General features: G+C 39.5%; 19 protein-coding genes and 1 pseudogene. 9 read left to right on the top strand and 11 right to left on the bottom strand.

The features are described from left to right. The first annotated feature begins 89 nt into the window (after window positions 1–89). Entirely contained in the window at window positions 90–998 is a 909-nt protein-coding gene (gene rdgC / locus C2M25_RS01700; protein ID WP_105180225.1) for a recombination-associated protein RdgC, read from the top strand. Window positions 999–1,055: 57 nt separating this feature from the next. Here the strand turns inward: rdgC and C2M25_RS01695 are convergent, their stop codons facing one another. Continuing rightward, a complete protein-coding gene (locus tag C2M25_RS01695) occupies window positions 1,056–1,898 on the bottom strand; it encodes an HDOD domain-containing protein (RefSeq protein ID WP_063702226.1) in 843 nt (280 codons plus the stop codon). Between the two features lie 271 nt (window positions 1,899–2,169). On the opposite strand from C2M25_RS01695, the gene C2M25_RS01690 reads away from it, so the two are divergent. Further along, window positions 2,170–3,870, top strand: coding sequence for a dipeptidyl-peptidase 3 family protein (locus C2M25_RS01690; RefSeq protein WP_105180224.1), 1,701 nt, complete (start codon window positions 2,170–2,172; stop codon window positions 3,868–3,870). 72 nt (window positions 3,871–3,942) lie between these two features. Here C2M25_RS01690 and C2M25_RS01685 read toward each other — a convergent pair whose 3' ends face one another. Both C2M25_RS01685 and C2M25_RS01680 read right to left on the bottom strand, forming a co-directional pair. Further along, window positions 3,943–4,692: a substrate-binding periplasmic protein gene (locus C2M25_RS01685; RefSeq protein ID WP_063702222.1), complete on the bottom strand. Its 750-nt coding sequence runs from the start codon at window positions 4,690–4,692 to the stop codon at window positions 3,943–3,945. Between the two features lie 63 nt (window positions 4,693–4,755). After that, window positions 4,756–5,160 carry an HIT domain-containing protein gene (locus C2M25_RS01680; protein WP_063702220.1) on the bottom strand — a complete coding sequence of 135 codons (405 nt, stop codon included), beginning with the start codon at window positions 5,158–5,160 and terminating at the stop codon, window positions 4,756–4,758. A 112-nt stretch (window positions 5,161–5,272) separates the two neighbouring features. Between C2M25_RS01680 and C2M25_RS01675 the strand changes: the two genes are divergently transcribed. Beyond that, a complete protein-coding gene (locus C2M25_RS01675) occupies window positions 5,273–7,498 on the top strand; it encodes a S9 family peptidase (protein ID WP_105180223.1) in 2,226 nt (741 codons plus the stop codon). A gap of 149 nt (window positions 7,499–7,647) precedes the next feature. After that, entirely contained in the window at window positions 7,648–9,285 is a 1,638-nt protein-coding gene (locus C2M25_RS01670) for a methyl-accepting chemotaxis protein (RefSeq protein WP_105174555.1), read from the top strand. A 64-nt stretch (window positions 9,286–9,349) separates the two neighbouring features. On the opposite strand, the gene C2M25_RS01665 is transcribed toward C2M25_RS01670, so the two are convergent. From C2M25_RS01665 to dinB, 3 genes are all read right to left on the bottom strand, one after another. After that, complete coding sequence (locus C2M25_RS01665) at window positions 9,350–10,873, bottom strand: M17 family metallopeptidase (RefSeq protein ID WP_105180222.1); 1,524 nt, start codon at window positions 10,871–10,873, stop codon at window positions 9,350–9,352. 103 nt (window positions 10,874–10,976) lie between these two features. Continuing rightward, a complete protein-coding gene (locus C2M25_RS01660; protein WP_063702212.1) occupies window positions 10,977–12,659 on the bottom strand; it encodes a carbon starvation CstA family protein in 1,683 nt (560 codons plus the stop codon). A 120-nt stretch (window positions 12,660–12,779) separates the two neighbouring features. Beyond that, complete coding sequence (gene dinB / locus C2M25_RS01655; protein WP_105180221.1) at window positions 12,780–13,766, bottom strand: DNA polymerase IV; 987 nt, start codon at window positions 13,764–13,766, stop codon at window positions 12,780–12,782. Between the two features lie 282 nt (window positions 13,767–14,048). On the opposite strand from dinB, the gene C2M25_RS01650 reads away from it, so the two are divergent. From C2M25_RS01650 to C2M25_RS01635, 4 genes are read left to right on the top strand one after another with little or no spacing between them, the layout of a single operon-like run. Continuing rightward, complete coding sequence (locus C2M25_RS01650) at window positions 14,049–15,104, top strand: ComEC/Rec2 family competence protein (protein WP_105180220.1); 1,056 nt, start codon at window positions 14,049–14,051, stop codon at window positions 15,102–15,104. A 1-nt stretch (window position 15,105) separates the two neighbouring features. Then, the gene (locus tag C2M25_RS01645; protein WP_105180219.1) at window positions 15,106–16,428 is read left to right on the top strand and encodes an ABC-three component system protein; all 1,323 of its coding nucleotides are present in this window, start codon (window positions 15,106–15,108) and stop codon (window positions 16,426–16,428) included. Beyond that, window positions 16,412–16,951, top strand: a complete 540-nt coding sequence (locus tag C2M25_RS01640; RefSeq protein ID WP_105180218.1) for an ABC-three component system middle component 1 — start codon at window positions 16,412–16,414, stop codon at window positions 16,949–16,951. Before C2M25_RS01645 ends, C2M25_RS01640 begins: the two co-directional genes overlap by 17 nt. Continuing rightward, complete coding sequence (locus tag C2M25_RS01635; protein ID WP_105180217.1) at window positions 16,941–20,045, top strand: AAA family ATPase; 3,105 nt, start codon at window positions 16,941–16,943, stop codon at window positions 20,043–20,045. Before C2M25_RS01640 ends, C2M25_RS01635 begins: the two co-directional genes overlap by 11 nt. 98 nt (window positions 20,046–20,143) lie before the next feature. Here the strand turns inward: C2M25_RS01635 and C2M25_RS01630 are convergent, their stop codons facing one another. After that, a complete protein-coding gene (locus C2M25_RS01630; RefSeq protein ID WP_105180216.1) occupies window positions 20,144–20,464 on the bottom strand; it encodes a helix-turn-helix domain-containing protein in 321 nt (106 codons plus the stop codon). A gap of 95 nt (window positions 20,465–20,559) precedes the next feature. Here C2M25_RS01630 and C2M25_RS01625 point away from each other — a divergent pair, with 95 nt between their 5' ends. Then, the gene (locus C2M25_RS01625; RefSeq protein WP_105180215.1) at window positions 20,560–20,823 is read left to right on the top strand and encodes a transposase; all 264 of its coding nucleotides are present in this window, start codon (window positions 20,560–20,562) and stop codon (window positions 20,821–20,823) included. A gap of 1,704 nt (window positions 20,824–22,527) precedes the next feature. Here C2M25_RS01625 and C2M25_RS01615 read toward each other — a convergent pair. The 4 genes and pseudogenes from C2M25_RS01615 to C2M25_RS01600 form a co-directional block, all read right to left on the bottom strand. Beyond that, the gene (locus C2M25_RS01615) at window positions 22,528–23,076 is read right to left on the bottom strand and encodes a hypothetical protein (protein ID WP_105180213.1); all 549 of its coding nucleotides are present in this window, start codon (window positions 23,074–23,076) and stop codon (window positions 22,528–22,530) included. Window positions 23,077–23,867: 791 nt separating this feature from the next. Next, window positions 23,868–24,023 (bottom strand): annotated as a pseudogene (locus C2M25_RS22275) (RHS repeat-associated core domain-containing protein); the annotation flags it as partial. A 258-nt stretch (window positions 24,024–24,281) separates the two neighbouring features. Then, window positions 24,282–24,851: a PIN domain-containing protein gene (locus C2M25_RS01605; RefSeq protein WP_105180211.1), complete on the bottom strand. Its 570-nt coding sequence runs from the start codon at window positions 24,849–24,851 to the stop codon at window positions 24,282–24,284. Beyond that, the gene (locus C2M25_RS01600; RefSeq protein ID WP_105173580.1) at window positions 24,852–25,304 is read right to left on the bottom strand and encodes a helix-turn-helix domain-containing protein; all 453 of its coding nucleotides are present in this window, start codon (window positions 25,302–25,304) and stop codon (window positions 24,852–24,854) included. Between the last annotated feature and the right edge of the window lie 104 nt (window positions 25,305–25,408).

Below are 25,408 nucleotides of genomic sequence, written 5' to 3'. Positions count from 1 at the left end.
CAATTAGCACTGATGCCGAAATGATTCATTTCGGCATCAGTTTTTTATTGTTATGATTGGGCAAATTTATTGAAAGGATTAGCCTAATTATGTGGTTTAGTAACCTTATCTGTTACCGTTTTAAACAAGACGTTTCATACGCTCAAGAAGACTTCGACAAAGCCCTAGAACAAGACCTGTTCCGCTCATGTACAGGCCAAGAGCTTGCAACTTTCGGTTGGACAAAAGCCTTTGGTAAGCACGGTCAAACTCTGTCTCATTTCTCTCAAGACAGCATTTTAGTATGCGCTAAGCGTGAAGAAAAAGTGCTGCCAGCTGCCGTTATCAACGAATTGGTTGCAGAGAAGGTTGAACAAATCGAAGCCGAAGAGAACCGCCCAGTAAAGAAAAAAGAAAAAGACGAACTAAAAGAAAATATTCTGCACACTTTACTGCCTCAAGCATTTAAAAAATCGAGCCTGCAGTTTGCATTTATTGATCAAAAGAATGGCTGGGTTGTGGTTAACAGCGCAAGCTTTAATAAAGCAGAAGAGCTTTTAGCCCTACTTCGTAAATCACTTGGTACGCTTCCTGTCGTACCTGCATTTGCGAACTATGATTTAGACGTATTTTTAACTGACTGGTTAACTAATTTCAGTACCCCTGAAGGCTTCTCTATCGGTAACGATGCAGAGCTTGAGGAAGCCGATGACAGTGGCGCTCAGGTTAAATTAAAAGGCCATGACTTATCGTGTGACGAAGTAAAATCACACTTAGAAAATGGTAAGCGCGTAACTAAACTGGCTCTTGATTGGCAAGAACGCGTTAAGTTCATGTTGCAAAACGATGGTTCGATTAAGCGTCTCAGCTATTCAGAAACATTAAAAGAAGAAAACGCCGACATTCCTAAAGAAGATATGGCGGTCAAACTTGATGCTGACTTTATCTTAGCGTCAGAAGAAATTAAACAATTACTAGAAGAGCTGACCCAAGGTTTAGGCGACGCAGAAGATTTATAAAATTAATCTGAGAGTTAGTTAATTTAAAGCGCGACTAAGTCGCGCTTTTTGTTAAAGTTAGTCAGTAAAAATTGCTTTTACTTCGTTAAGCATATCGTTATATTCATCGTCACTGAACATATCAAGTGATTCAATCACGCCTTTATCCATATAGGTTTGTAATGCCGCTGACTTATCAGAAACCTGTAAGATGCCTTCTAAAATCGCACCAATACGAATGAAATCGACATAACAAATATGCTCTGGTCGATAGTTTGGATTTGCCCAACTTTCAGCAACTTCTACAAACTCATCAGTAAATCCCCAAGCACGCATAATTGCGCCACCCACTTTACCGCCCAGCTTTTGGATAGCATGAGCAAGGAAACTAGGGTTTGCAAACACTTCAGGGTGCTTCTCAGCTTCAGTTAAAATTGGCAGCACGCCAATGTTATAAACTAATGCAGCCAAAGTAATTGTGTCACGATTCAATGATGTATGCTTGTTTCGGCGTAAAAAGAAGTCCATCAAGGTAATTGAATGGCACGCTACTTTAAGGGTTTTCTGCCATGCCTTGTCCATATAGCCTTTAATCAGCTCATTATGTGATACAAACAGCTGCTCCATTGCCATTGCCGTCGCAATGTTCTTGATTTGACGCAGGCCAATTCGTGTTACTGCTTGGTGTAGGTTTGTGACTTTAACTGAGCGCCCCATAAATGCACTATTCGCGACTTTGATCATCCGTGCCGACAATGCAGGATCATGCGAAATGACATCTGCCATATCCATCAAGTTTACCTCGGGGTTATCCGCGGCTTGCCTCACCTTCACTGCAACTTCTGGTAAGGTAGGTAACACTAACGTGTCATTATTTATTCTGTCGACCAATATGGTCAGTAATGCATTCTCTGTTGACATATGTGTGCCATCCTCTTGGGTTAGTTTGTCAAAACAAAGACAAACTAATGACTGACATTATTAGATTAGTTATAGTTTTAGTATTGTCTAACTTAGCGCTAAAGTTAAGAAATTCACAGAAATTATCTTTTTTTATATTTTTTAACTCCCTAACTCATAAATAAATATTGCTTCTAGCGCTGTAAACTTGCCATATATATGTCAGGTTTGCTTTAATGCATAGACTTTTTGTTTTCTAAGCAATGACTCTCACTTTTTAACGGGCAAAAAAATGACATTAAATAAAATTAGCCAAGCACTTATCTTATCAGGTGCTGTTTTTCTTGGTGCATGTTCTGATCAACAGGCAACCACTTCTCAAACTAAGCCTGCTGCAGAGCAAACAAAGCAAAGTACTGAACAAAACAACCCACAACTTATCAATGCAGAGAAAAGCCGTTTAGACATTTACACAGACTTCACGCTTACTTCTGATCTTAGTCACTTAAGCGACAACCAAAAACAAATGGTTGGCAAGTTGATCGAAGCCTCAAAAATTATGGATGAGCTATTCTGGCGCCAAGCATTTGGTGAGAATAAAGACGCATTTTTAGCAAAAATTAATGATGAAAAAGTTCAGAAGTTTGCAGATATCAACTATGGCCCTTGGGATCGCTTAAACGGCGACCAAGTATTCTTATCGGGTTATGAAGAAAAGCCACTAGGCGCTGAGTTTTACCCAAGCGATATCACAAAAGAAGAGTTAAACAATGCAATCGTTGATGACAAAACTGGTCTTTACTCGGTGATCAAACGCGATGAAAAAGGTCTTCTTTATAGCGTAGCTTACTCGGTTGAGTACGCACAAGAACTAGAAAAAGCAGCTAACTTATTACGCGAAGCAAGCACTCTTGCTGATGATAAAGAGTTCGCTAACTACCTAAGCATGCGCGCAGACGCATTGGTAAGTGATGACTTCCAACCTTCTGATTTTGCTTGGATGGATATGAAAAATAACCCAATTGATGTGGTTATTGGTCCTATCGAAACCTATGAAGATCAATTATTTGGTTACCGCGCAGCGTATGAAGCCTATGTACTAATAAAAGACTTAGCTTGGAGCGAACGTTTAGCCAAGTTTGCCGCTTTCTTACCAGAGCTACAAAAAGGTTTACCTGTAGATGAAAAGTATAAGCAAGAAGTCCCAGGCTCTGATGCTGACCTAAATGCTTATGATGTTGTTTATTACGCAGGTCACTCAAATGCAGGTAGTAAAACTATTGCTATCAACCTGCCAAATGATGAGCAAGTACAGCTAGAAAAAGGCACACGTCGTTTACAGCTTAAAAATGCAATGCGTGCTAAGTTCGATAAAATCTTAGTGCCAATTTCAGAGCAGCTAATTGTTCCTGAACAACGTAAACACATCACCTTTGACGCGTTCTTCGCAAACACAATGTTCCACGAAGTAGCGCACGGTTTAGGTATTAAAAACACCATTACTGGTAAAGGAACTGTTCGCCAATCATTGCAAGAGCATGCTAGTGCCCTTGAAGAAGGTAAAGCGGATATCTTAGGTCTTTACATGGTTGAGCAATTACTTAAGAAAGGCGAGATCACTGACGGTACATTAGAAGATTACTACATTACCTTTATGGCTGGTATCTTCCGCTCAGTGCGTTTTGGTGCATCAAGTGCACACGGTAAAGCGAATATGATCCGCTTTAACTTCTTTGCTGAAGAAGGTGCCTTCTCAAAAAATGCTGACGGCTTATACAGCGTTAACATGGAGAAGATGAGCCAAGCAATGGAAAAACTATCACGCTTAATCTTAACGATTCAAGGTGACGGTGATTACCAAAAAGTTGATCAGCTAATCGCAACCCATGGCGATATCAAAGCTGAACTAGCTAAAGACTTAGAAAAACTAAGCCAAGCTAACATCCCTGTTGATGTTACTTTCAAACAAGGTAAAGAAGTATTAGGTCTTTAAGCCCTATTCTCCTTTAATAAAAAACGCTGCAATTGCAGCGTTTTTTATTGCCTGAAATCGAGTAAAACACGACTAGTGTGCAACGAAGTTCAAACCATATTTGGAGTTTAGTTCTACAATATCCCCGTTGATCAGCATTTTTTGAAACTCGGCATTAAAAGCATCAATAAATTCATCGAGTTCGCGTTGTTTACTAAAGCCATAGTAGCCCTGATTAATCGTGACAGGTGGCGATAACATAATCACTTTATCTGCTATATCTAAACTGTCGATCACTGGCTTTGCTGCCCGAGGATGGGTGAGAATTAAGTCAACTCGGTTATACATCAGCTGTAAAAAACTAGCCCGCACATTGCCCACTTCAGATAGCGATAAACTTGTTTCATTACGTTTAAATTCAGGGCCATAGTTCCAGCCTCGAATGGTACCAATAATATCTTTTCGTAAACTGGCAAAATTACCAACCCAGGTCACATCATTGTTCTTCTTGGTATAAAAAACGATCGGGTCTTCGTAAAAGGGCAAGTCACTAAATTGCATATACTGCTGACGCATAGGGGATTTGTAAGGACCGATAATGGCATCAGCGTGACCTTGCTCTACCATTTTTAGTGCGCGTTTTAGTGGCATGATATCTATAACCAACTCATGCCCTAAACGTCTGCAAATTTCGTGTGCGATATCGGCACCTAAGCCGACCACTGTACCCTGCTGATCTTGTTCTAAAATGGCAGGAAAGTGACTACCAACAAAGTAATAGCTTTTTGCTAAACAAGAAAAAGAGCTCAGAATAAGCAACACGGCAAACACTGTGTGTTTCATTTATTCTGTACCCCTTCGTGCATCATCCATTTAGCTTAGTCCAATCTTGGTAGAACAAACAGTTTAAAAGTGCGCTTTTAATACCGCAATTTGTTCGTCTGTATAAGGCACTGCTGGTAATTTACCCCAGATTGGTGTTGGCCAAGCTGCATCAGTTGTGAAGCGCGCGATATGATGAACATGTAGTTGCGGTACCATATTTCCCAATGCTGCTACATTAAGTTTGTCTGGGTTGAATACCTGTTGTAATAGTTTACTCAGTTTGCCCGACTCTTGTAATAAGGTAATTTGTAGCTCTTCAGAAAGGTCGATAATCTCTTTAACACCAGCGACTCTTGGCACTAAAATAAACCATGGGTATTGGCTATCATTCATCAGTAATACTTTACACAGTGGCCAATCCGCAAGCTCAATGCAGTCGCGTTGTAGTTCTGGGGCCAGAGAAAACGGCGTATCAGTATTTTTCATCAATAAATCCTTTGATATTGGGTAAACATCCCCTACTTTATAGCATTTTGTTGCAGTTGCCTAAGCTTACCATTACCATCGTGGCAGTTTTTATTCGAGCGAAGGTACTCCTGTGCTAAAAAAAATTAAATCTCTCTCACTTGCTTTGCCGATGGTGGCAACAGCATTCAGTGTGACCGCTGAACCGCTTACTCTTGAGCGTATTTTTGACGATCCAAGCTTAGCAGGCAAAGCGCCTGTGCAACTTAAATTCTCTCCAGATGGCAGTCGTGTCACTTACCTGCAAGGTAAAACCGATGATTACAATCGCTACGACTTATGGGAATACAACTTAAAAGATAACAAAAACCGCTTATTAGTTGACTCTGCTGCACTATTCTCTGGTCCAGAGAACTTATCTGACGAAGAAAAAGCACGCCGTGAGCGCCAGCGTATTTTTGGTAAAGGGATTTTAGAATATAAATGGTCAAAAGACGGTAAAGCGCTTTTATTTCCACTTAATGGCGACCTTTACTATTATGAGCTTGCTTCAGCTAAAAGCCGTAAATTAACCGACACAGAAGCATTTGAAACCGATGCACGTTTCTCACCTAAAGGCCATTATGTGTCGTTTATTCGTGAGCAAAACCTATATGCACTTAACTTAAAAACGGGTCAAGAAATCCAATTAAGTAAAGATGGTGGCGGCGTTATTAAAAACGGCATGGCCGAGTTTGTTGCGCAAGAAGAAATGGGCCGTATGACTGGCTACTGGTGGTCTGGTGATGAATCTAAAATCGCTTATACCCGTGTTGATGAAAGCCCAGTAAAAGAAGCTATCCGTAATGAAATTTACGCGGATGAAGTAAAGCTTTTTAACCAACGCTACCCGTTTACAGGTACCGACAACGTTAAAATTCAGTTAGGTGTTGTAAGCATCAACAATCAAAAAACTGACTGGGTTGATTTAGGCGACGATCAAGATATCTATATCGCTCGTGCTAACTGGTTAAAAGATAACAAAACACTTTCTTATCAGTGGCAAGACCGCTCGCAACATAACTTAGAGTTACGTTTTTATAATAGCGACACTAAAAAACAAACCGTTGCCCTAACAGAAAGCAGTGATACTTGGATTAACCTGCACTTTGATTTGCAGTTCTTAAACGATAAAAAACATTTCGTTTGGGCATCTGAGCGCGACGGTTTTAAACATCTTTATTTATACCGCACAAACGGCGAAATGATCCGTCAAATCACCCAAGGTGAATGGGCTGTTGATAGCTTAAAAGGTATCGATGAGAAAAAAGGCATCGTTTATTTTGCAGGTCGTAAAGATACAGCACTTGAAAGCCACCTTTACAGCGTACCGCTATTCAAGAAAGGCGAAATTAAACGCGTAACTGAACTAGGCGCTTACCATAATGTGGTGATTGCTAAAGATAACAAAACCTTTATCGATAACAGCTCATCAGTTAATAAGCCAGGCTCAGCAGCATTACGTAAAATTAATGGCGAATTTATCACTTGGCTTGAAGAAAACAAGTTAGATAAGTCACACCCATTAACGCCTTACCTTGCTGATTTGATCACACCTGAATACGGCACGTTGACGGCTGAAGACGGGCAAATCATGCATTACCGTTTATTCAAGCCAACTAATTACCAAGACGGTAAAAAGCACCCGGTTATTGTTAACGTGTATGGCGGCCCTCATGCTCAGCGCGTAACAAACAGCTGGCGTAGTAAAAACTTATACTTCCAGTACATGGCACAACAAGGCTATGTTATTTTCCAACTTGATAACCGTGGTTCATACAACCGTGGTAAAAAGTTTGAAGACGTGATTTATAAGCACTTAGGTGTTGCTGAAGTGGCAGACCAAATTAAAGGGGTCGAGTTCTTACGTACCCTTGATTACGTTGACCCTGAGCGTATTGGTATTTATGGCCACAGCTACGGTGGTTACATGGCGCTTATGACCATGTTTAAAGCGGGCGACTACTTCAAAGCCGGTGTTTCTGGTGCGCCAGTCACTGATTGGGAACTTTACGACACTCACTACACTGAACGTTATGTAGGTCACCCTGCAACTAACGCGAAAGGTTACGAAGCAAGTGCAGTTTTCCCGTATGCTGAAGGCTTAAAAGGCCCACTGATGATTTACCACGGTATGGCTGATGATAACGTATTATTCACTCACGCCACTAAGTTATTCAAACAACTGCAAGATCAAGAAAAACAGTTCGAAATGATGACTTACCCGGGTTCAAAACACAGTTTACGTGGCAAGAGCGTACAAACGCACTTACACCAAACTATCACAAGTTTCTTCAACCGACACTTTAACGTTGAATAATCACGTTCAATTTCGATAACTTAGACTAAAGGCTGATTGTTAAATCAGCCTTTTTTTTGTCTCAATGTATTCTACTATTTAACTAGATTTTCGACCTATTTTGGCTACGCTTAATACATTGCTCCTATGAGCATGACGAAGGAACACACATGAATTACTTACGCCGTTTTACAATTTTTCAGCGCCTCGCCATGTTAGTGAGTGTGGTCGTGATAGGGCTGATATTTTTGAGCGTCTCGAGTTTAACGCAGCAATACAGCTCGCTAAAACATGAGCAATATATAAAAACCCAAAACCTTGTTGAGTCTGCTTACTCTATTATTGAGCATAACTATGAATTGTTTGAGCAAGGTAAGCTGAGTGAGCAACAGGCCAAACAAGCAGCCCTCGAAACAATTTCTGCACTACGTTATGACAACAACAATTACTTTTGGATCAACGATTATCAACCCGTGATGGTCATGCACCCGTTTAAGCCCGAATTAAATGGTAAATCGCTAGCGGGCAGTAAAGATCCAGATGGCGTGTTGTTATTTGTCGATATGGTCAATATTGTCAAAAAACAAGGTAAAGGCTTTATTCCCTACAAGTGGCCAAAACCTGGTAAAGATAAGCCGGTTGATAAAATTGCCTACGTAAAAGGTTTTGACAAATGGCAATGGATTGTTGGCTCTGGTGTCTATATCGATACCATTGAAGAAGCATTCTCTTCGCTTCGTACCCATGTCATTATCACCGCAGTGGTGCTCATAGCCCTGCTGGTTGCACTTAGCTACCTAATTGCCAATAGTATTCTACGCCCGACCCAACTTGCCGCCGACATGATGAAAGACATCTCACAAGGCGAAGGTGATTTAACCCAAAAGCTTGATGAAAATGGCAATGATGAAGTGTCTCGTTTGTCGCGCTACTTTAATTTGTACACCGCAAAAATGCGTGAGTCACTGAAACATGTTGCCCACAATGCAGAGCAAGTAAATCAGTTTGCTCATAGCGTAGATGATGCCAGTAAAACCAATCACTCTTTTATTGAATTACAAAACGATAGCTCAACTCAAGTAGCAACCGCGATGGAACAAATGACTCATCAAATTCACGATGTTAGTCAAAATGCTGACCAAGCTGAACATGCCGCCAATGAAGCGGCGCAAAATGCTGAAGCAGGCAAGCAGGTTCTTAACAAGACCATTACCGCCATTGAGACCCTGTCGCATAATATTGAACAAGTGAGTAAGGTAACGGCGGATCTTGCTGCAGAGAGTAACAACATTGGTTCAGTACTTGATGTTATTCGCAGTATTGCTGAGCAAACCAACTTACTGGCACTCAATGCTGCTATTGAAGCGGCTCGTGCTGGTGAGCAAGGCCGAGGCTTTGCCGTTGTCGCTGACGAAGTACGTACATTAGCAAGTCGCACAGGTAAAAGTACTGACGAAATTCAAGCCATGATCAGTAAACTACAAACCGGCGCACAAGCTGCTGTTGATGCTGTATCAGCAAGCCAACAGTTATCAACCGAAACAGTTTCACAGGCAGGTGAAGCAAATAGTTCACTGAGTGAGATTGAGCGACTTGTCACTATTATCAAAGATATGAACAGCCAAATCGCCCGCGCTACCGAGCAACAAACCAGCGCCGCAGATGAGGTTAATTTACGGATTAATGAGCTTTCACAATCAACCGAACAATCACTGTCGAATACCGAAGGGCTTTCGAACGCCAGTGAAAACTTAAAACAAAGCTCCCAAGCGTTAAGTGATGTCGTTAACCGCTTCAAGCTCGACTAACACCACAAAAAAGCCCCGCACTGCTGTGCGGGGCTTTTCAAACTTAAAACTTATAGCTTTTAGCTTATAAACAATAACGAGCGAATAAGCTGCTTACTGTTGCTGCGGTAGGCTTACCATGTTGCCAATCTCCACCTTCTACACCGCTACCTGCGATATCCATATGAACATACGGTAATGGCTTTTCAGATTCAGTGCCATGCTTATCTAAGCCACCAACAATCGCTAAGAATGCCATTGGGAACTGGTGACCACGTGCAGTTACAGCTGATGGTGCATTGTTGCTTGAAAGTACGTCATCTGCCAGTGTACGTGGTTTTACGAAATCGTAATCTTCACGGCGGCTACGAGATACTTCTGCGCCATCTGCCCATAAATCACCTAAATCAGCAATTTGGCGTGAAACATTCGCTGCACGAGCTGGACCATTTTCAACATACGCACTGTAAGGACCCATCGCACGTGCTGCGTGGCCTGTTAGCGTAGCAACAGTGAATAGCTCTGGGTTCACTTCGTTTAAAGCGCGATCTTTCATTTCACTTAGTAAGTCACCCATTGCTAAACGACCTTCAGCATCGGTGTTACCGATACGAACACGTACACCTTCACGGCAAGTGATGATTTCATCAGGAACAAAACAATCTGAACCAATTGAGTTACGAACCACGGCTAAATAGGCTATTACTTTTACGCCTTTTGGTGCAAAGTCAGCCACTGATTTCATAAAGCCAGCAACCGAAGCCGCACCGCCTTTATCACGGCTCATACCTGCCATAAAGCCACCCACTTTAAGGTCTGCACCACCGGTATCGTAAACTAAACCTTTACCAACAAACATTAAGGTACGCTCAACGTCGCCTTCAGGCACGTATTCTAGTTTTACAACACGTGGGTGATGACGTTCAACAGCGTAAGATGCGCGCGCTACAGTGCTCATCATTGGGTAATCTTTATCGATAGTGTTGATATCTGAAATCACTTCAACAGACACCTTGCTACCCGCAAATAACTCAACGCAGTAATCAGCAAAACGTGGTGGTGCCATACGCTCAGGTTCTGTACCACATAAATCACGTGCAGCGTATTGACCCGCAGCAATAGCATTAAGCGCTTTGCTCATTGCCTCGCCTGCGCCAACTAGGCTAATTTGGCTAACTGGTTCAATCGCTTGACCATGGTACTCACGAGCCTCAAGTGGCTGCCAAAGCGCTTGGCAAGCACCTAAATAAGCCACTTCGAGGGCGTGCTTGTAACGGCTGTCTTGATTTACATTAGCAAGTAAAATTGCAGGCTGAGTGCTACCCGATGCTTTCGCTTCTAGTACACCTTGCTTTGCCGCATCAAAGTAACGACGTACATCATCATAATCACGGTTCAGAGGGCCTGTAGGCGCCAAAATAACGCGTTTAGAGTCAATTACAAGTAATGTCACTTGTTTACCAATACGTGCGTCTACGGCTTGTTGAGCGCTAATAGCTTGGCTTAAGCTTGCGTCTGCTAAAGAAGAAAAATCATCACCGATAATAATCAATGCATCGTGATTTGCATCCGCTAATTGCGGGGCTGCAACTGCATGAGGGTATGCCATAAAAAAGGTCCTGCTGTTAAAAACATAGGACCTTATTATCATTGATTTAGAGCGCTATTGCCAGCCAAGTAAGATAGCTTACGATAAGGCTGGCAAGCTAAGTTTACTGCTCTGTAATGTCTGCGGAGTCTTTGCGATGCTTAACAATCACAGACCAAGCTTCAAGCATAACCAGTACGCTCACCACCAGTACTAACAAATCAAGTGTCACCAGTAACCAGTTACCTTGTTGATAGTACTCGCCAAGTTTAATAACCCCAGCAAAGAACGCCATTATCAATACAAAACTCATTGGGATCAGTGTGTATTTTGCAGGACGATTCGCCTTAATTAGCATCACTGAAATAACCAACAAGGTTAAACTTGCAAGGATTTGGTTAGTCGAGCCGAATAACGGCCAAATGATCATACCGCCACTACCATCAGCGCCACCAGCACCAAAAGCAAGCAGTAAACAGCAAAGTACAGCAACTAACGTCGCAACCACACCGTTTCGAATAATGCTGATATTATAAATATCGCCCCATTCTTGGATGATATAACGCTGCAGACGAACGCCAGAGTCCATCGTAGTCCCCGCAAACAGCACCACCATTACGGCAAGTAATGTTGAGGCGACTTCTTGCGAAATACCCCAGCCGTTTTCAATTAGATTAGCGCCACCATTAATAAAGGCACTCACACTACCGGCACCTAAGTGGCTGTAAATTTCATGCCATTCTTCTGGAGATACCGCAAGCGCAACACCACTTACTGCAACCAATGTAATAAGCGCAAGCATACCTTCGCCTACCGCACCTAAGTAACCAACAAAGCGACCATCGGTTTCTTTGTTAAGCTGCTTAGAACTGGTACCTGAAGACACAATACCGTGGAAACCAGATACCGCACCACAAGCTATAGTCACGAATAACAATGGAATAATACTTGGTGTATCTACCGCCGTTTGGGTATTAAACGCTGGCGCTGTGATATCTGGCATTGAAATAAATACCGCACCATAAAGTAGTACTAATCCCACTAATAACTGCATACCGTTGATGAAGTCACGTGGCTGTAACAGCATCCATACCGGCAATAATGAAGCAATGGCAGCATAAATAAATAGGATGATGATCCAGTTCGCATTCGCACTCAATCCGAACATTTCATCAGGTAATGCAATTGGCATGCTACTACCTAGGTAAATTGTGTAGTAAAGAATGGCCACACCAATTAAACACAGTGGAATTAACGACACTTTACGGCGTAACAATTGACCGATGACTAAAGCCACCACAATCGCTGACCAAGCAGGGAATACCGCGTTAGGTTGAGATACAAATGATTTGGCAATGACCACACCAAATACCGCATTCACCATCAGCAGTACTAAGAACACCACAATCATGAATAACGCACGGGTGCGTTTACCAATTACGCTTTCAGATAAAGCGCCCATTGATTTGCCTTTGTTACGCGCACTGGCCCATAGAGCCCCCATGTCGTGAACACCAGCAAAAAAGATAGTACCAAATACCACCCAAAGTACCGCAGGCACCCAGCCCCAATAAACGGCAATGGCAGGGCCAACAATTGGCGCAGCACCTGCAACAGAGGTGAAATGGTGACCCCATAACACAACTTTGTTGGTTGGCACATAATCCACACCATCCTCAAGTTCATGAGCAGGTGTGACAAAATTATCATCCATTTTAAATATTTTTTCGGCGATGAATTTCGAATAAAAGAACCATCCGAACAACATACCGACTATTCCGAGCAGCACGATTACGACCGATTGCATAGTCATCTCTCTTATTAAGTTATAATGTTGTCTAAGGTGTTGAACTAGGCAGGCCTAGCACCCCAACTAGACACTAACAAACTTTCAAGCACCAAGGTGTTAACCTTTAGTCTAATATACTCACTGAAAATGCTCGTGAGCCTGACTCTTTATTCCGACACCTATCCCTAGCAGGCGTACTGGCTGGTTGTTACCTCGCTCATAGGCTTTGCTCATTAACTCAGCAAAAATGCGTTCGTCTAATTGATGGTGGCTTTGATCGGCACTGGTCACAACAAAATTGGCAAACTTGACCTTCACCGATAATTTATTGATGCGGTTGTTTAATTGTTGTCTATCAAGACGACGAGTTAATTCATCCATCAAGCGGGGTAACTGGCTTAAACACTCGTCTAAATTATTTTTGTTGTATTCATAGGTGTGCTCAACACTGAGCGACTTTCGCACTCGCTCTGTTGACACTTTGCCAACGTATTCGCCTGCACACTTTTGATATAAAGACACGCCAAAATTACCAATGTGCTGCTGCATCCAATTAACACCTTTCGCACGCACATCAGCCCCCGTGTAAAGCCCTTTAAGTTGCAGCTTTTCTAATGTCACCTTGCCTACGCCGGGAATTTTGCCAAGCGGTAAACTCGCCAAAAAGTCATCAACTTGATCGGGCAATACCACAAACTGACCATTAGGCTTATTTTCATCGCTGGCTATTTTGGCAATAAACTTAATTGGCGCAACGCCCGCTGAGGCTGTTAGTCCGGTGGTGTCATAGATTTCTTGGCGGATTTGCTCTGCCATCAATGTTGCACTGCCTTTGCATGCGGTACTGTCGGTTACATCAAGGTAGGCTTCATCTAACGATAACGGCTCAATAAGGTCAGTGTACTTTGCAAAAATGGCGCGAATTTGCGTGGAGATTTCTTTGTAAACCTGCATTCGTCCGGGCACGATAACCAGATCGGGGCACAGTTGTTTGGCGTGATAGTTCGACATCGCCGAGCGCACACCATATTTACGGGCAATATAATTTGCTGTTGATAGCACCCCGCGACGACTATTACCACCTATAGCCAGTGGCACATTCGCAAGCGCGGGGTTATCACGCATCTCAACGGCTGCACCTGTGAAACCTAGGGTTTAAAGGGTATGATAAAAACATTTAAAACATAATAACTTGAAATAAAATAAAAATTACAATAAAAAGCACTTACAAAAATAACCTACGCTATAAATTTTAAACATTCTTAAAGTCACATTGAACTATACTTCACGGCTCTTGAATACAGATAAAAGTAAATTAGTCTTAATTATCCATTTATTTCTTTAACCTATGTTACATTTAATTTAATAGGTTAAAATTAAAGAACTTATAAAAAGGATTAGGATTCTATGGGAGTTACTGTAAAGGTTCTTGAAGCAAACCATGGTGATTGCATTTTAATTAGCCATAAAAATAAAGCTTTAAGCTCTTTTAATATTTTGATTGATGGAGGACCTGCAACGAATTTCAAGTATGGGCCTAGACAAAGATTTAAAGGACCTCTTTGCAAATTGCTTGACAATATAAAAAGTCAAGGAGAAAAGATTGATTTGCTTATATTAACTCATATAGATGATGACCACATAAATGGATTAATCAAAGCTTTTGAAACCCCTGGCTACTTGAGTGAACTAGTAAAATCGGTATGGTTCAATTCATCTAGATTAATTACAAAGCATTTTAATGTACCTGATATTGATGAAAATAATATCAGGTTAGCTGATAACTCTCCTCAGACTAGTGTTCAACAAGGTAAAGATCTAGAAAAATTACTTGATGAAATGGGGTGTGATAGAGCTCCTTTAATCAAAGCTGGGCAAATTCATAACGTAGGCCCTTTTAAGTTGACGGTGCTCTCACCTATTGAAACTCATCTTGAGGGTTTATTACATAAATGGCCTTCTGAAAGTGACTCCAGCTCAACCTCTCCTCACCATAACGACTACCAACTATCTTTAAAAGAAATTTGGGAATCCGATGGATTTAAAGAAGACAAGTCAGTTTATAACGGCAGCTCTATTGCATTTTTACTTGAACTGGATAACATTAAAATGCTCTTTCTTGGTGATGCTCATGATAATGTAGTCTTAGACAATATAAAAAAGTTAGGATTTAGCAAAACCAACAAGCTTCAGCTAGACCTCGTTAAAGTTTCGCACCATGGTAGCCACTACAATACCAGTAATGAGCTTCTTTCATTGCTTCAGTCATCTCGTTATATCATTTCAACTGATGGTTCTAGACATGGTTTGCCAAACAAAAGAACAATAGCACGGATCATTAAAGAAACAGATGGTAAAATTCTCTTCAATTATAGTGACATAGTTAATAAGTTACTTTTAAAACATGAAGTTAATGATTACAGCTCTCGTTTAGAAGCTCTGAAAATGGAGATTCAGATTTAATATGACTGTATCTGAAATAATTCATTCGTACTGCGTTAAAGTGAATAACGGTAGCGGTGTACTTGTAAATGCAATGAGTCATGAGTATTCCTATGTACTTACTGCTGCACACGTAATTATAGAAAAACAAGGTGGTATAATTGTTCATGACCATCAAGATAACCCGATTACCGTTTTAGATGTATTCCCCCAATGTTTACCTTCCTTAGAACAAATAAAGTCTGAGCCGCAGCTCTACGACTTTGCGATTTTGAAGGTAAACTTCCAAGAGCATATAGCACAAAAGTTTCTTCCAGCATCGGAGTTGAGAGATCAATCGCCACTAACTTTGGTTGGATTTCCTGAAACAGAAAGAAATTCATCAGATCCAATTAAAGATTACACAGGACATAAGGTAAGCGTAGCTAACCAACTTATAATAATGTCTCTTGACGGTATACCTGGAAAAACTACTATTCAGGGTATGTCTGGAGGTGGTGTCTACCATATTAAAGATGGGACTCCATTTCTCACAGGTATTGAATTTCAAATGGATGGCACGAAACTAGAGCAACAATATGGTCGTGTTCAATGTCACTGCCTAGCAAAATTTGAAAAGCTAATTAATGAAAGTTCAAGTGCTCCAATGATTCCCCCTTATTTGGATTGCTTCTCGAATGTAAGAGACAGGATATTCTCATTCAATGTGATCGATCCAAGTAATGTATCAAAACTAAAAACTGAACTAGAACAAGCTGCTGACTATTTAATTCAACAAGGACTTACTCCTCCTTATAAGCTCATAAAAAAATACCACTCCGATTTATTACTAAACCCAAAAGAATTAAATGATCTAACAACAATTGAATTGTGGACTGCTTACTTAGAATTTATAGTAATTAGTGTGCTTATTGATGAATCTCTTTCCGCAGATGATATTTATTTGAAAAATCTAGAGCGAAGACGCCGGTTAATTTATACAAGTGAAAATGCTAATTGGATAAGGAGCTTAGAGGAGCTCCTGAAAAAAGCAAGGATACTTTTAGATGCAAATGGCACATTGATAGTTTCCTCCCCTCAGACTACGGCAAAAGTTTTACCTGATAACTTCCGATTAGACAAAGTGATAAATGACATTACTGTCGTACCAAATAAAGGGCCTTTCCCTATTATTGATTCTGTAAGTTCTTCTGAAAGTAAGATACTAGCAAGTTATAAATTGACTCACCTTGAAGGCCTTCGAAACACTTGTGTGGTCGATATTGAGGATGAGTACTTAAACGAACAAGGAAATGGGGAATCCTCACAACTGTTAAGGAAGAAACTAAGTGAAATTATTAGCTGAACAAAAAAATTTAGAGTTTTTATCAAACCAATTCGAAAATATTAAATTTCTTTTTTTTCGTTCGGATGGGCACCTTTCTTTCATATCTTGCATAGCATGTATATGTGAAACCTCGAATGAAATCGTGAAAAATTGGCGCGCTATTCAAAACTTAGTGGCTGTTTACAACCAAAACTCAGGAAATTTTGATGCTTGGAACATCTATATAGCATTTATTTCTATTGAAAAGATTCCTACTTGGGAAAAGTATGAGATTGAAAACAACAAGTTTTCTGCACGGAAAATTGTGCTTGATGAGTTTCAAGAATCTCCTAGCATTGAATATTTAACTAATGAACTAGAAAACCAATTATTGGGAACAGATTTAACACTAGAAACTCGCCCGAAACAACTTAAGGAACATTCAACGTACTTAGAAAAGTACTACCGAGGTGCACCTTTAGACTCAAAAAGTGAATCTAAAGATATGCGAGCACAAATGATCAACACATTAATTGAAAGCTTAAATCATAATGAAAATTAAAAAAGTTGAAATTGAGGCGTTTCGAGCTTACAGATCAAAACTTGATGGAACTTTTGATTTCACAAACGACAAAAATATGGCTGCAAATTTTGTTGCAATTTATGCTCCAAATGGTTTTGGGAAAAGCTCTTTTTATGACGCTGTAGAATGGGCGATTACAAATCGTGTAAAAAGGCTCGAAAGTTATCAAAGTGAGGTAAGATCAACTAAGAAACCTGATGAAGGACTTAAAATTCTTCGTAATAGGTATGTAGATAAAAATACAACAACCTCTGTCAAACTATATCCCAATAAAGGGGAGAACCTTACCCGTAGCATTCCAAAAATACGTAAAAATCAAAATGATATGTTTCTAGGTGACTCTGAAAATGGCTACTTTAGACGTGCTATACTTAGCCAAGATGAGATAGAAGGCTTTCTTAGGGAAGAAAAACCACAAGATCGCTACTCCAAGTTCATGGATAGTTTTGGAGGGGATATAGAAACATCTCGAAAGGAATTGTTTGCGCTCATTAATGAAAATAAATCCGAACTAAATGCCCTAAAAAAACAGCATAAGTCTTTGCTAGAAGAATTGAAAAAGCCAATAGACCTTTCTGTTTTTGACCAATTCAATTCCATTGCAGTTGAACTTAATTCTTCAGGTGAAGAAATTATTTTGCCAGATGAAAACCTTTCATCTCAAACACTTCAAAAGCTTGACTCTAATCTAGTCACAAGGCTACATGAGCTTTCAACATCCTCAAACACCAACACACAAACGCTTCATTCTCTTCTAGAATTATTGAACACAACACCAGAAATAGAGCTTCATATAAGCTATGAAAATGAACAAAAAGCTAAATTAACAAGACTAATAAAAGGTGTAAATGACGCTGATAAATATAAAGCTTTATTAGATTTTTATAATAAGTGTGTTGAAGACCAGAAGTTATCAAACGAGCGCCTGTATAAGCTAAATGAAATTGCTGAGAATATTGAACCTTTTTTACAAGTTGAATCACGCTTAAAAGAGGTTAACAACGAAAAAAGAAAATTAACTGAAGAATATTCCAAACTGAATTCAGAGTTAAAAAGCCTGCACAAAAACCTAACCGAGTTAAACAGTGAACTCGAAACAAATGACGAGAGAGCTTCATTTCTGAGAAGTACGATAGAGAAATCCGAAGCTATCTTTTGTGAACTAAATAACAACCAAAAACAGTGTGAAATTTTAAATCAGAAAATCAACTTTAAAAACAATGAGATACTCACAGACAGCAAACTGAAAGAAAAATTAGCTAGTGAACAAAATGAATTAGCAGCTTTAAACATAAGTTCAAGCTTTTTATTAGCTGGAAATATAGGAGTAATGACTTTTGAAAAAGAAAAGATTGAGCATCTAGCAAAATGTCACGCTGAGCATGATTTATTAGAAGTGCATAACGAATCATTACATGCGACTCAGAGAGCATTAACAGAACAAATGAAATCGCATGAAAGATTAATTTCTATAGGTTTGGATTATCTGAGTTCAGAGCCTTCTCACATTTGCCCATTATGTACTCTTCCTCATGAGTCTCCAGAAAAATTAATAAGCAAAGTGAAGGGTCAAAATTTATTATCGAATCTCAGTGAGGAAAACTCAGAAAAGATCGCTAAAAATTCAATCAAACTGAACGGGCTAAAAGCTACAATCCAAAAAATTACTCTCGAAGCTATTGAGTCTCAATCTAAACAACTATCAGCAGTTCGCAATAATCTAATTGAAGTAGAAGAAAGGCTTGCTAAATTAGAGCTTGATAGAAATGATTTAGAGCTAGAGTGCAAGAGCCTAGAACAAAGGAATACTCAATTAAAAACTTCCGTATGGGGCCTTACACATCATGAGCTAATAACTAGAACTACAGCAGAGTTAGATCAATTAGCCATAAAAAAAATAAGCCAAAGTAAGAATCAAATAGGTTTGAATCAGCAAATTCAAATAATTTCTGATTCGTTAAAAGTTAACAATGTAAAGTACAGCAAACTTGAATCTGAAATAGAAGCAAAGTGCCATACTGATTTCTATATTTCAGTAATGGCCTACATAAGCGAAAATAGCATTTCGTCACAAGAACTAGATGAACACCTTAAAATACAAAAAGTAGATCTTGAGGAGACTTTAAACGGGTATAAAGCTACATCTGAATCTCTTGTTAACCAATGTAAAGTATTACAACAAGAAATGACCACTGATGGCACTTGGGTTGACTTTAATCATTTGAGAAAAGAAAAGGAAACCATAGAAAAAGCACATACTAATTCTCAAGCAAAAGTTAGAGCTTTTTATAGGGATGTATCTAAAATTATTAACATCAGTTCAGAAGATTCTTTAGAACAAGTTAAAGTCAAAATAAACACTAAAATTAGCGACTGCCAAAGACTTGCTGGTGAATTTGAAAAAATTACAAGTAGTTTTAATTTGCTACTGAAGCTTATAACATCATTCAAGCCATATATTGAACATTTATCGACTCAGCGCCTACTACATGACATTGAACAAAAACTCGAAAAAAGGCTTCGCGTCAACGATTTGTTAGATACGGAAATGACTACAATAACTGAAAAGTTAGAGTTCCTCATTAATGACTTTTTTTTCGAAGACCTTATTAACTCTATTTACAAAAAAATCGATCCTCATCCAACTTTCAAAAAAGTAGAGTTTAAAGTCACTTTTGGAGCTGATAAGCCTTGCTTAAACATTTTAGTAAGTGACTCTGAAGGTAAGATGATTTCTCCAATACTATATTTCAGTGCAGCCCAAACAAATATTTTGAGCTTGAGTGTATTTCTCGCGAATGCTCTTCATGCGAGAGATGATAAGGGAATACCGATTGATACCATTTTGATTGATGACCCAATACAATCAATGGATTCGATAAATATTCTATCGATGATAGATCTGTTACGAAGCATATGTTTACAATTTGACAAGCAGCTTATTATCTCAACTCATGATGAAAACTTCTTCGGCTTGCTTCAGCGAAAAATTCCAGCTGATATATTTGGTTCAAAATTTCTCCAGCTGGAAAAGTTTGGAGTGGTTAAACCAGTAGAACCTATTTGTAACTAGCTAAATATATATTTGAAGGGATACAGTATTTTGTATCCCTTTTAAAATTGAATTAAAAATACTTTTGCTAAGAAATTTGTCACTAATATGAAACCAGTCTAACTTGTTTTAGCTATTACGACTTTTAGTTTAGTTAATAGCTTACTCCGTGAAGTTTCATCTAGAGAGTTAAAAAACAAAACTAGCTCTGCCATATCTTCAGTTTCACAAAAGAAATAATTTAGTGGGACCCCTAGTTTTTCAGCTAACCTTTTCAAAGTCTGAAGATCTGGTGTATGCCTTCCTTTCTCATAATGATTCATACGTCCACTCGCTGAGCTAGGATCCAAACCAATACTAACCCCCAGATCTTTTTGGGATATATTTGCTTTTGTTCTAGCTTGCTTGAGGCGCAAAGGCAGTGGATTGATAAATTCCAAATGTCATTCATTTTAAAAATTCTAATACTTAGATTCTCTAAGTTTAAATCTATCATGTATACTTAGGATTTCTAAGCTTTATAGGATATTGATAAATGTCTAGACCATACTCAGAAAAAATTCGAGACCAAGTAATTAAAAGAGTTTATGAACATGGTGAAAAAGTACAACACGTTGCGCAGGATCTAAATGTATCCAAAAGCACTATTTATTCTTGGCTTAAAGAAAATGATGAAGCTGCTAAAAACTCAAAAGGAAAATATATTATAAGAAAACTTGAGGAACAGCTTAAGGCTGTATCGGAAGACAGGAAAATCTTGATTAAAGCAGCATCAATTTTTGCTAGAGAATTAAAATAAGTTTCTCCAGTGAAATATGAGCTAGTAAACCAAGTAAGAGCAGAATGTATTTCCAAATTGGATTAATTCTAAAAAAACTATTTCTTTGGAAAGGTACTTACTTGACGAAAGAACAAAAAACTACCACTGTTAAATAACCTACAGTCTTCTGCTAATTTAACTTCTCAAGAAAATTAAAACATCACAATTTTTAATTAACCATTGCCTTCTATAACAATAGATAGGTATTGCTGGGTCCTTATTTGATTAAATGGGATTTATAACCTATCCTGATTTTGCAGTTCATAAATCCACAAAATGTAAAATCAACAGCATACATATACATTGGAGGTATATTTTAGCAAGTGAAGAAATTACCAAAGGATTGTTTGATTTTTTAAGGCTATAGAACTACAACTCCTACAAAAAAATATGACTTTTACGCAAAACTATTTATCGTTAATGATTTATATTCACTAGTTAACACCTCTGATGTTAATGCAGTTCTGCAGACTAACCCTTTACTACAACACTTTGGGGGCTTAGGGCAAAAAATCGATGATTGTGATGACTATACTTTACAGTTTAAGGGAGCATCTAACGCTCTATACAGAAAGTGAATGCATGCTGCGCAACAAATAATTAACCCTCCGGCTGTGGGAGTGATTTTCAGCGAAAATCACGCCCTGAACATTATCGCTGCGACAAACAATCAATTCTACTTAATAGATACGATGACTGCATCATCAACCCTGAGAGGGATTGGAGACAATGATGCATGCTATGATTTATTACGCCACACCAATGTAATGCTGAAGTAGGTGTGGAACTGTGATGATGGAGTACCTTGCCCCATCATTCACAATTATGTTGCTTACTTGGCGATAAGGATAACCTTTACGCCTGATGTGTCGATTGTGCTCACAATAAACGAACTCCCCACATTGGCGCTATCAAGCATCGACCTGCTGACTGGAGACTTTTAAGGCTTAACTCTTTGTATGCGGGTTCACTCATGATGAAGCATTCATCACCATCAGATGTGCGAAGCTTGAATAGCCAATTCTTGCTGTTGGCACTGACACATTTTGCACAGTCTGCTGCTAGTAAGTGCGCAGTTCTACTGGGATTGGCTGCACACTAAAAGCTTTTTGTTCGTCAATAAGCAGGAAAAAGGCAAGACGCGACTCCATTCTCTGTGGAACGAGCATTTAGTTCCGTTAAATTAACAATTTCTCATCCGAAGTTCAGGTTAATTAATCATCTATGATGCTTATTAAACCACCCAAATTCATATTGGTGACTGGTGCATATTCATACCAATCGACGTTATGATTAGATGTATGCCATATTTAAAATGAGTTCAAAAAGTAACAACACTTTATTTTTTGAACAAAAGATCAAGAAAACACAGCTGCCTGCTTGACCGGAACTTTCTAATGGGTGACCCTATTAATTTCCGTTAACGAATATCTTTATATTTGCAGGTATTGGTAACTTCGAGTTTTCGGTGTTTGGGGTGGGTACTCTTTAATCTTCTAAGTTGCTTATATTACTCATCTGGCTCTCCGTAACTTTCGAGATTATAGTTGAAAACTAGAAAGATATATACGGTGATGAAGATTGCTAGTAATGCTGGAGTGGGTGCGGAACTGTGATGATGGCCTGAGGGGCTAAATAAAGCCCCTTCGCTTAAGTAACCATGAGTATGTCAAATTTTGGTAGCTAACCCTTAGTGTTAACAAAAACCCAATAGATAGCCCACTTTTTGGTATAAGGCTTAACCAAATCAATACCTTCAGCTTCTGTCGCCTTTTTCTCAGAATCACTAAATAGGTTCAGTATTGATGGCTCTAGCCAAACGGTTGCCATGCAATCTTCGGGAATTGAATCGAATTTGGTAATGAAAACTAATGGTGTTGCTGCTCTATATTCATCGCTTGTAACAGGCCACCTTCCAAAGCTTTCCTTGGCTTCTGTATTTCCCGCCATATCTTGATAATTCCATACTTCACGCACAAAGAGAGAGAATAAAGATGTGTCATCATCAACAATTGCTTTCCTAACGGACTTAACTGAATGAAAGCTTTCTCCGTTCACGCTCTTCCATTTGTTTATTTCTTCCTCCCAAAAAGAAGTGCACCGCCCTGTGACTGCAAAATGCTTTTTCAAATCTGCATCTATTTTTTTAGATGAATTTTTTGCATTATTTGCGAGGCTTACAAACGATAGAGTCAGTAAACAAACAACTAATAAAAACAATCCTCTAATCATAATTTTTCTCCTGGAAGCCCGTCGTGCCCATAATAATTTATTAACCCTTTCAGCTCTAATTTCTTATAATTTGCTGGTAGTGATTTGAAAGCTTTCTTCAGGTGCTTGTTAGTCAACTTTCTTACTTCAAGCTTTCTGTTTACCATAAATGTAGGGTAGGTTTTCTTCCAAACCAGTCCGAAATCATTTGCTGAGAAGTTTAATTGTCCATCCCAGTGACCATGCATCCATGATGCAATGTCAAAACCTGCTTTTTTATATGCATCAAAAAGGTCGCCGGGGTTTATTATTGCTGCACCTGAAGGTCCCCAGCCTGGAGTTAGATAACCATATTCATCCTTCCCTACTCGCACTATTGCCAGTTGAAGCTCCTGCTTATTTTTAACCCCTTCCTCCCCATATTGTGCTCCTGCTGCAATAGCTGCTTCCTCTTGAGTCTTAAAACCTGACGCTTCAATTTTTATTTCATCGGGTACCGATGCAGGAGTGCCCTTACCACCTGTTCCTGATGCTACTTGGTCCACTTTATCTACATTGCTACCACTAGGTAAATCAGTAATAGTAGCACTGGTTAATCCTGCATAGGCATGATCTGTCCAATTATCTTCTAACTGCTGCTCCATCCGATTATTAAACTTCTCTAAGTTATCAGAAAAGCTTTGGTGCATATTGGATTCACCACTTCCTACATAAGCAGAAAAGGCTTTTTCAGTTGGTGTGCTAGTGCACCCCATTGGGTCTAAATCACACCCACTCGTCCTCCAGTTAGATGCATTAGTTCCTTGAGCAACATACCCTGTTGGATCTACTCCAGCCATAGGGTTATTCATAATGTATGTATATGGGTTTAAACTTTGACTGTTCAACGGGCTTTGTATGAACGGATCAACACTCATAAACCTACCGAGGTTATAATCGTACACCCGACCGTTCATATGAATTAATCGGCCTAACTTGACGCATTGTTTTAAAGAGCTTTTATAACTTTGAGAGTACAGCAATAAGGGAAAGTGTTAAATCACTTTTATGGGGCTAGAAATAACAAAGGCTCCAACAAGGGAGCCTTCGCCAAGTATAACTTGGAGCCAGAACATCATTACCGGACTGAGCCTCGACCTAAAATTAGGTTATGTGGTGTCATACTAAACGGTATGTCTGCTACACCATACCCGCATGATTACCATTCGTGATAACGATGTCAATCATTACAGCATCATTTCATATTGGCGTAACTTTGAAACAAGTGTGGGCAACTTTTGCTTTTGTAGTGAATTTAAATACTCATCTACTGACATTGGTGGATTTTTCAATGAGCGCCTTTGCCTTTGTGCAGCCAGCAATGCTCGACTTGGATCCAATTCAAACATATCAGACAAAAACACATCTGGATGTATAGCTGACAGCCCAAGTGGTGCTAGTTTGTCATCTGGAAAGTCTTTTAAGTTGAATGTCACAATCCCTTCGGCTTGCCCTTTAATTGCAGCGGCAACAACATGGCGATCATCTTGATCGGGTAACTCGATTCCAGCTATAAACGGCTCATAACCTTCAACAACACAGTCAGGCACATGGCGATTCATTAACTCCCGTGTGCGTTGTAATTTCTCTTCAGAGATGTCTGGTTGCTTTTTTAACAAGTTGCGCGTCCATTCGTCGTGAATTTGCTCTGTCCATTTCGCTCGATACAAACCTGTTTGCGCCAAATACATTAGGTAACTTCGAAGTGGCGCTGGATACATCACACATGCATCCAGAATTACGGTGTAAGTTGCCATTTAATATCCTAAATTCAACTCCTGATCGAGTGCTGATAATTCATCAAGGGTCGCAAGGCGCTGTTCATCAAGCTGACGTTTGTATTGCATCACATCAACAAACGCGACCTTTCTACGATTGCCAGTTCTTGCATAAGGCAAGTCACCAGAATCAAGTAGTTTGATAAACGTGGGTCGTGACATATTTAGCATATCCGCTGCTTCTTGCGTGGTTAACTCAGCATGTATCGGTGTGATATTCACACTGTTCCCTTGGCCAAGTTGAGTCAACACTTCAATCATTAATTTAACTGCACTAGCAGGTAATTGAACAGAGTGAGTTTCACCGTCTTTACCTACCACACTAAAATTTTGCACATCACCATTCGCTTCCAGCACGGCTGAAAGTTCTTGGCTGCTTAATTTAGCCAATGCGATTTCTTCGGCACTTGGCAATGATTGTACGTTCAACATTACTTTGGTCTCATTTGTCTGTTTGTCATTGTAAATAATTAAGCTTTATTACGTGCAAGCCTTATCAGTGAGACTGATTAAAATTTAGCACAATGTAATTATCC

It is taken from the genome of Pseudoalteromonas sp. T1lg21 (assembly GCF_002964625.1).
In the GTDB taxonomy this organism is placed as follows: Bacteria; Pseudomonadota; Gammaproteobacteria; order Enterobacterales; family Alteromonadaceae; genus Pseudoalteromonas; species Pseudoalteromonas gelatinilytica.
Note: the sequence above shows the minus strand (reverse complement) of the source record. Positions and strands in the feature narration are given on the sequence as shown.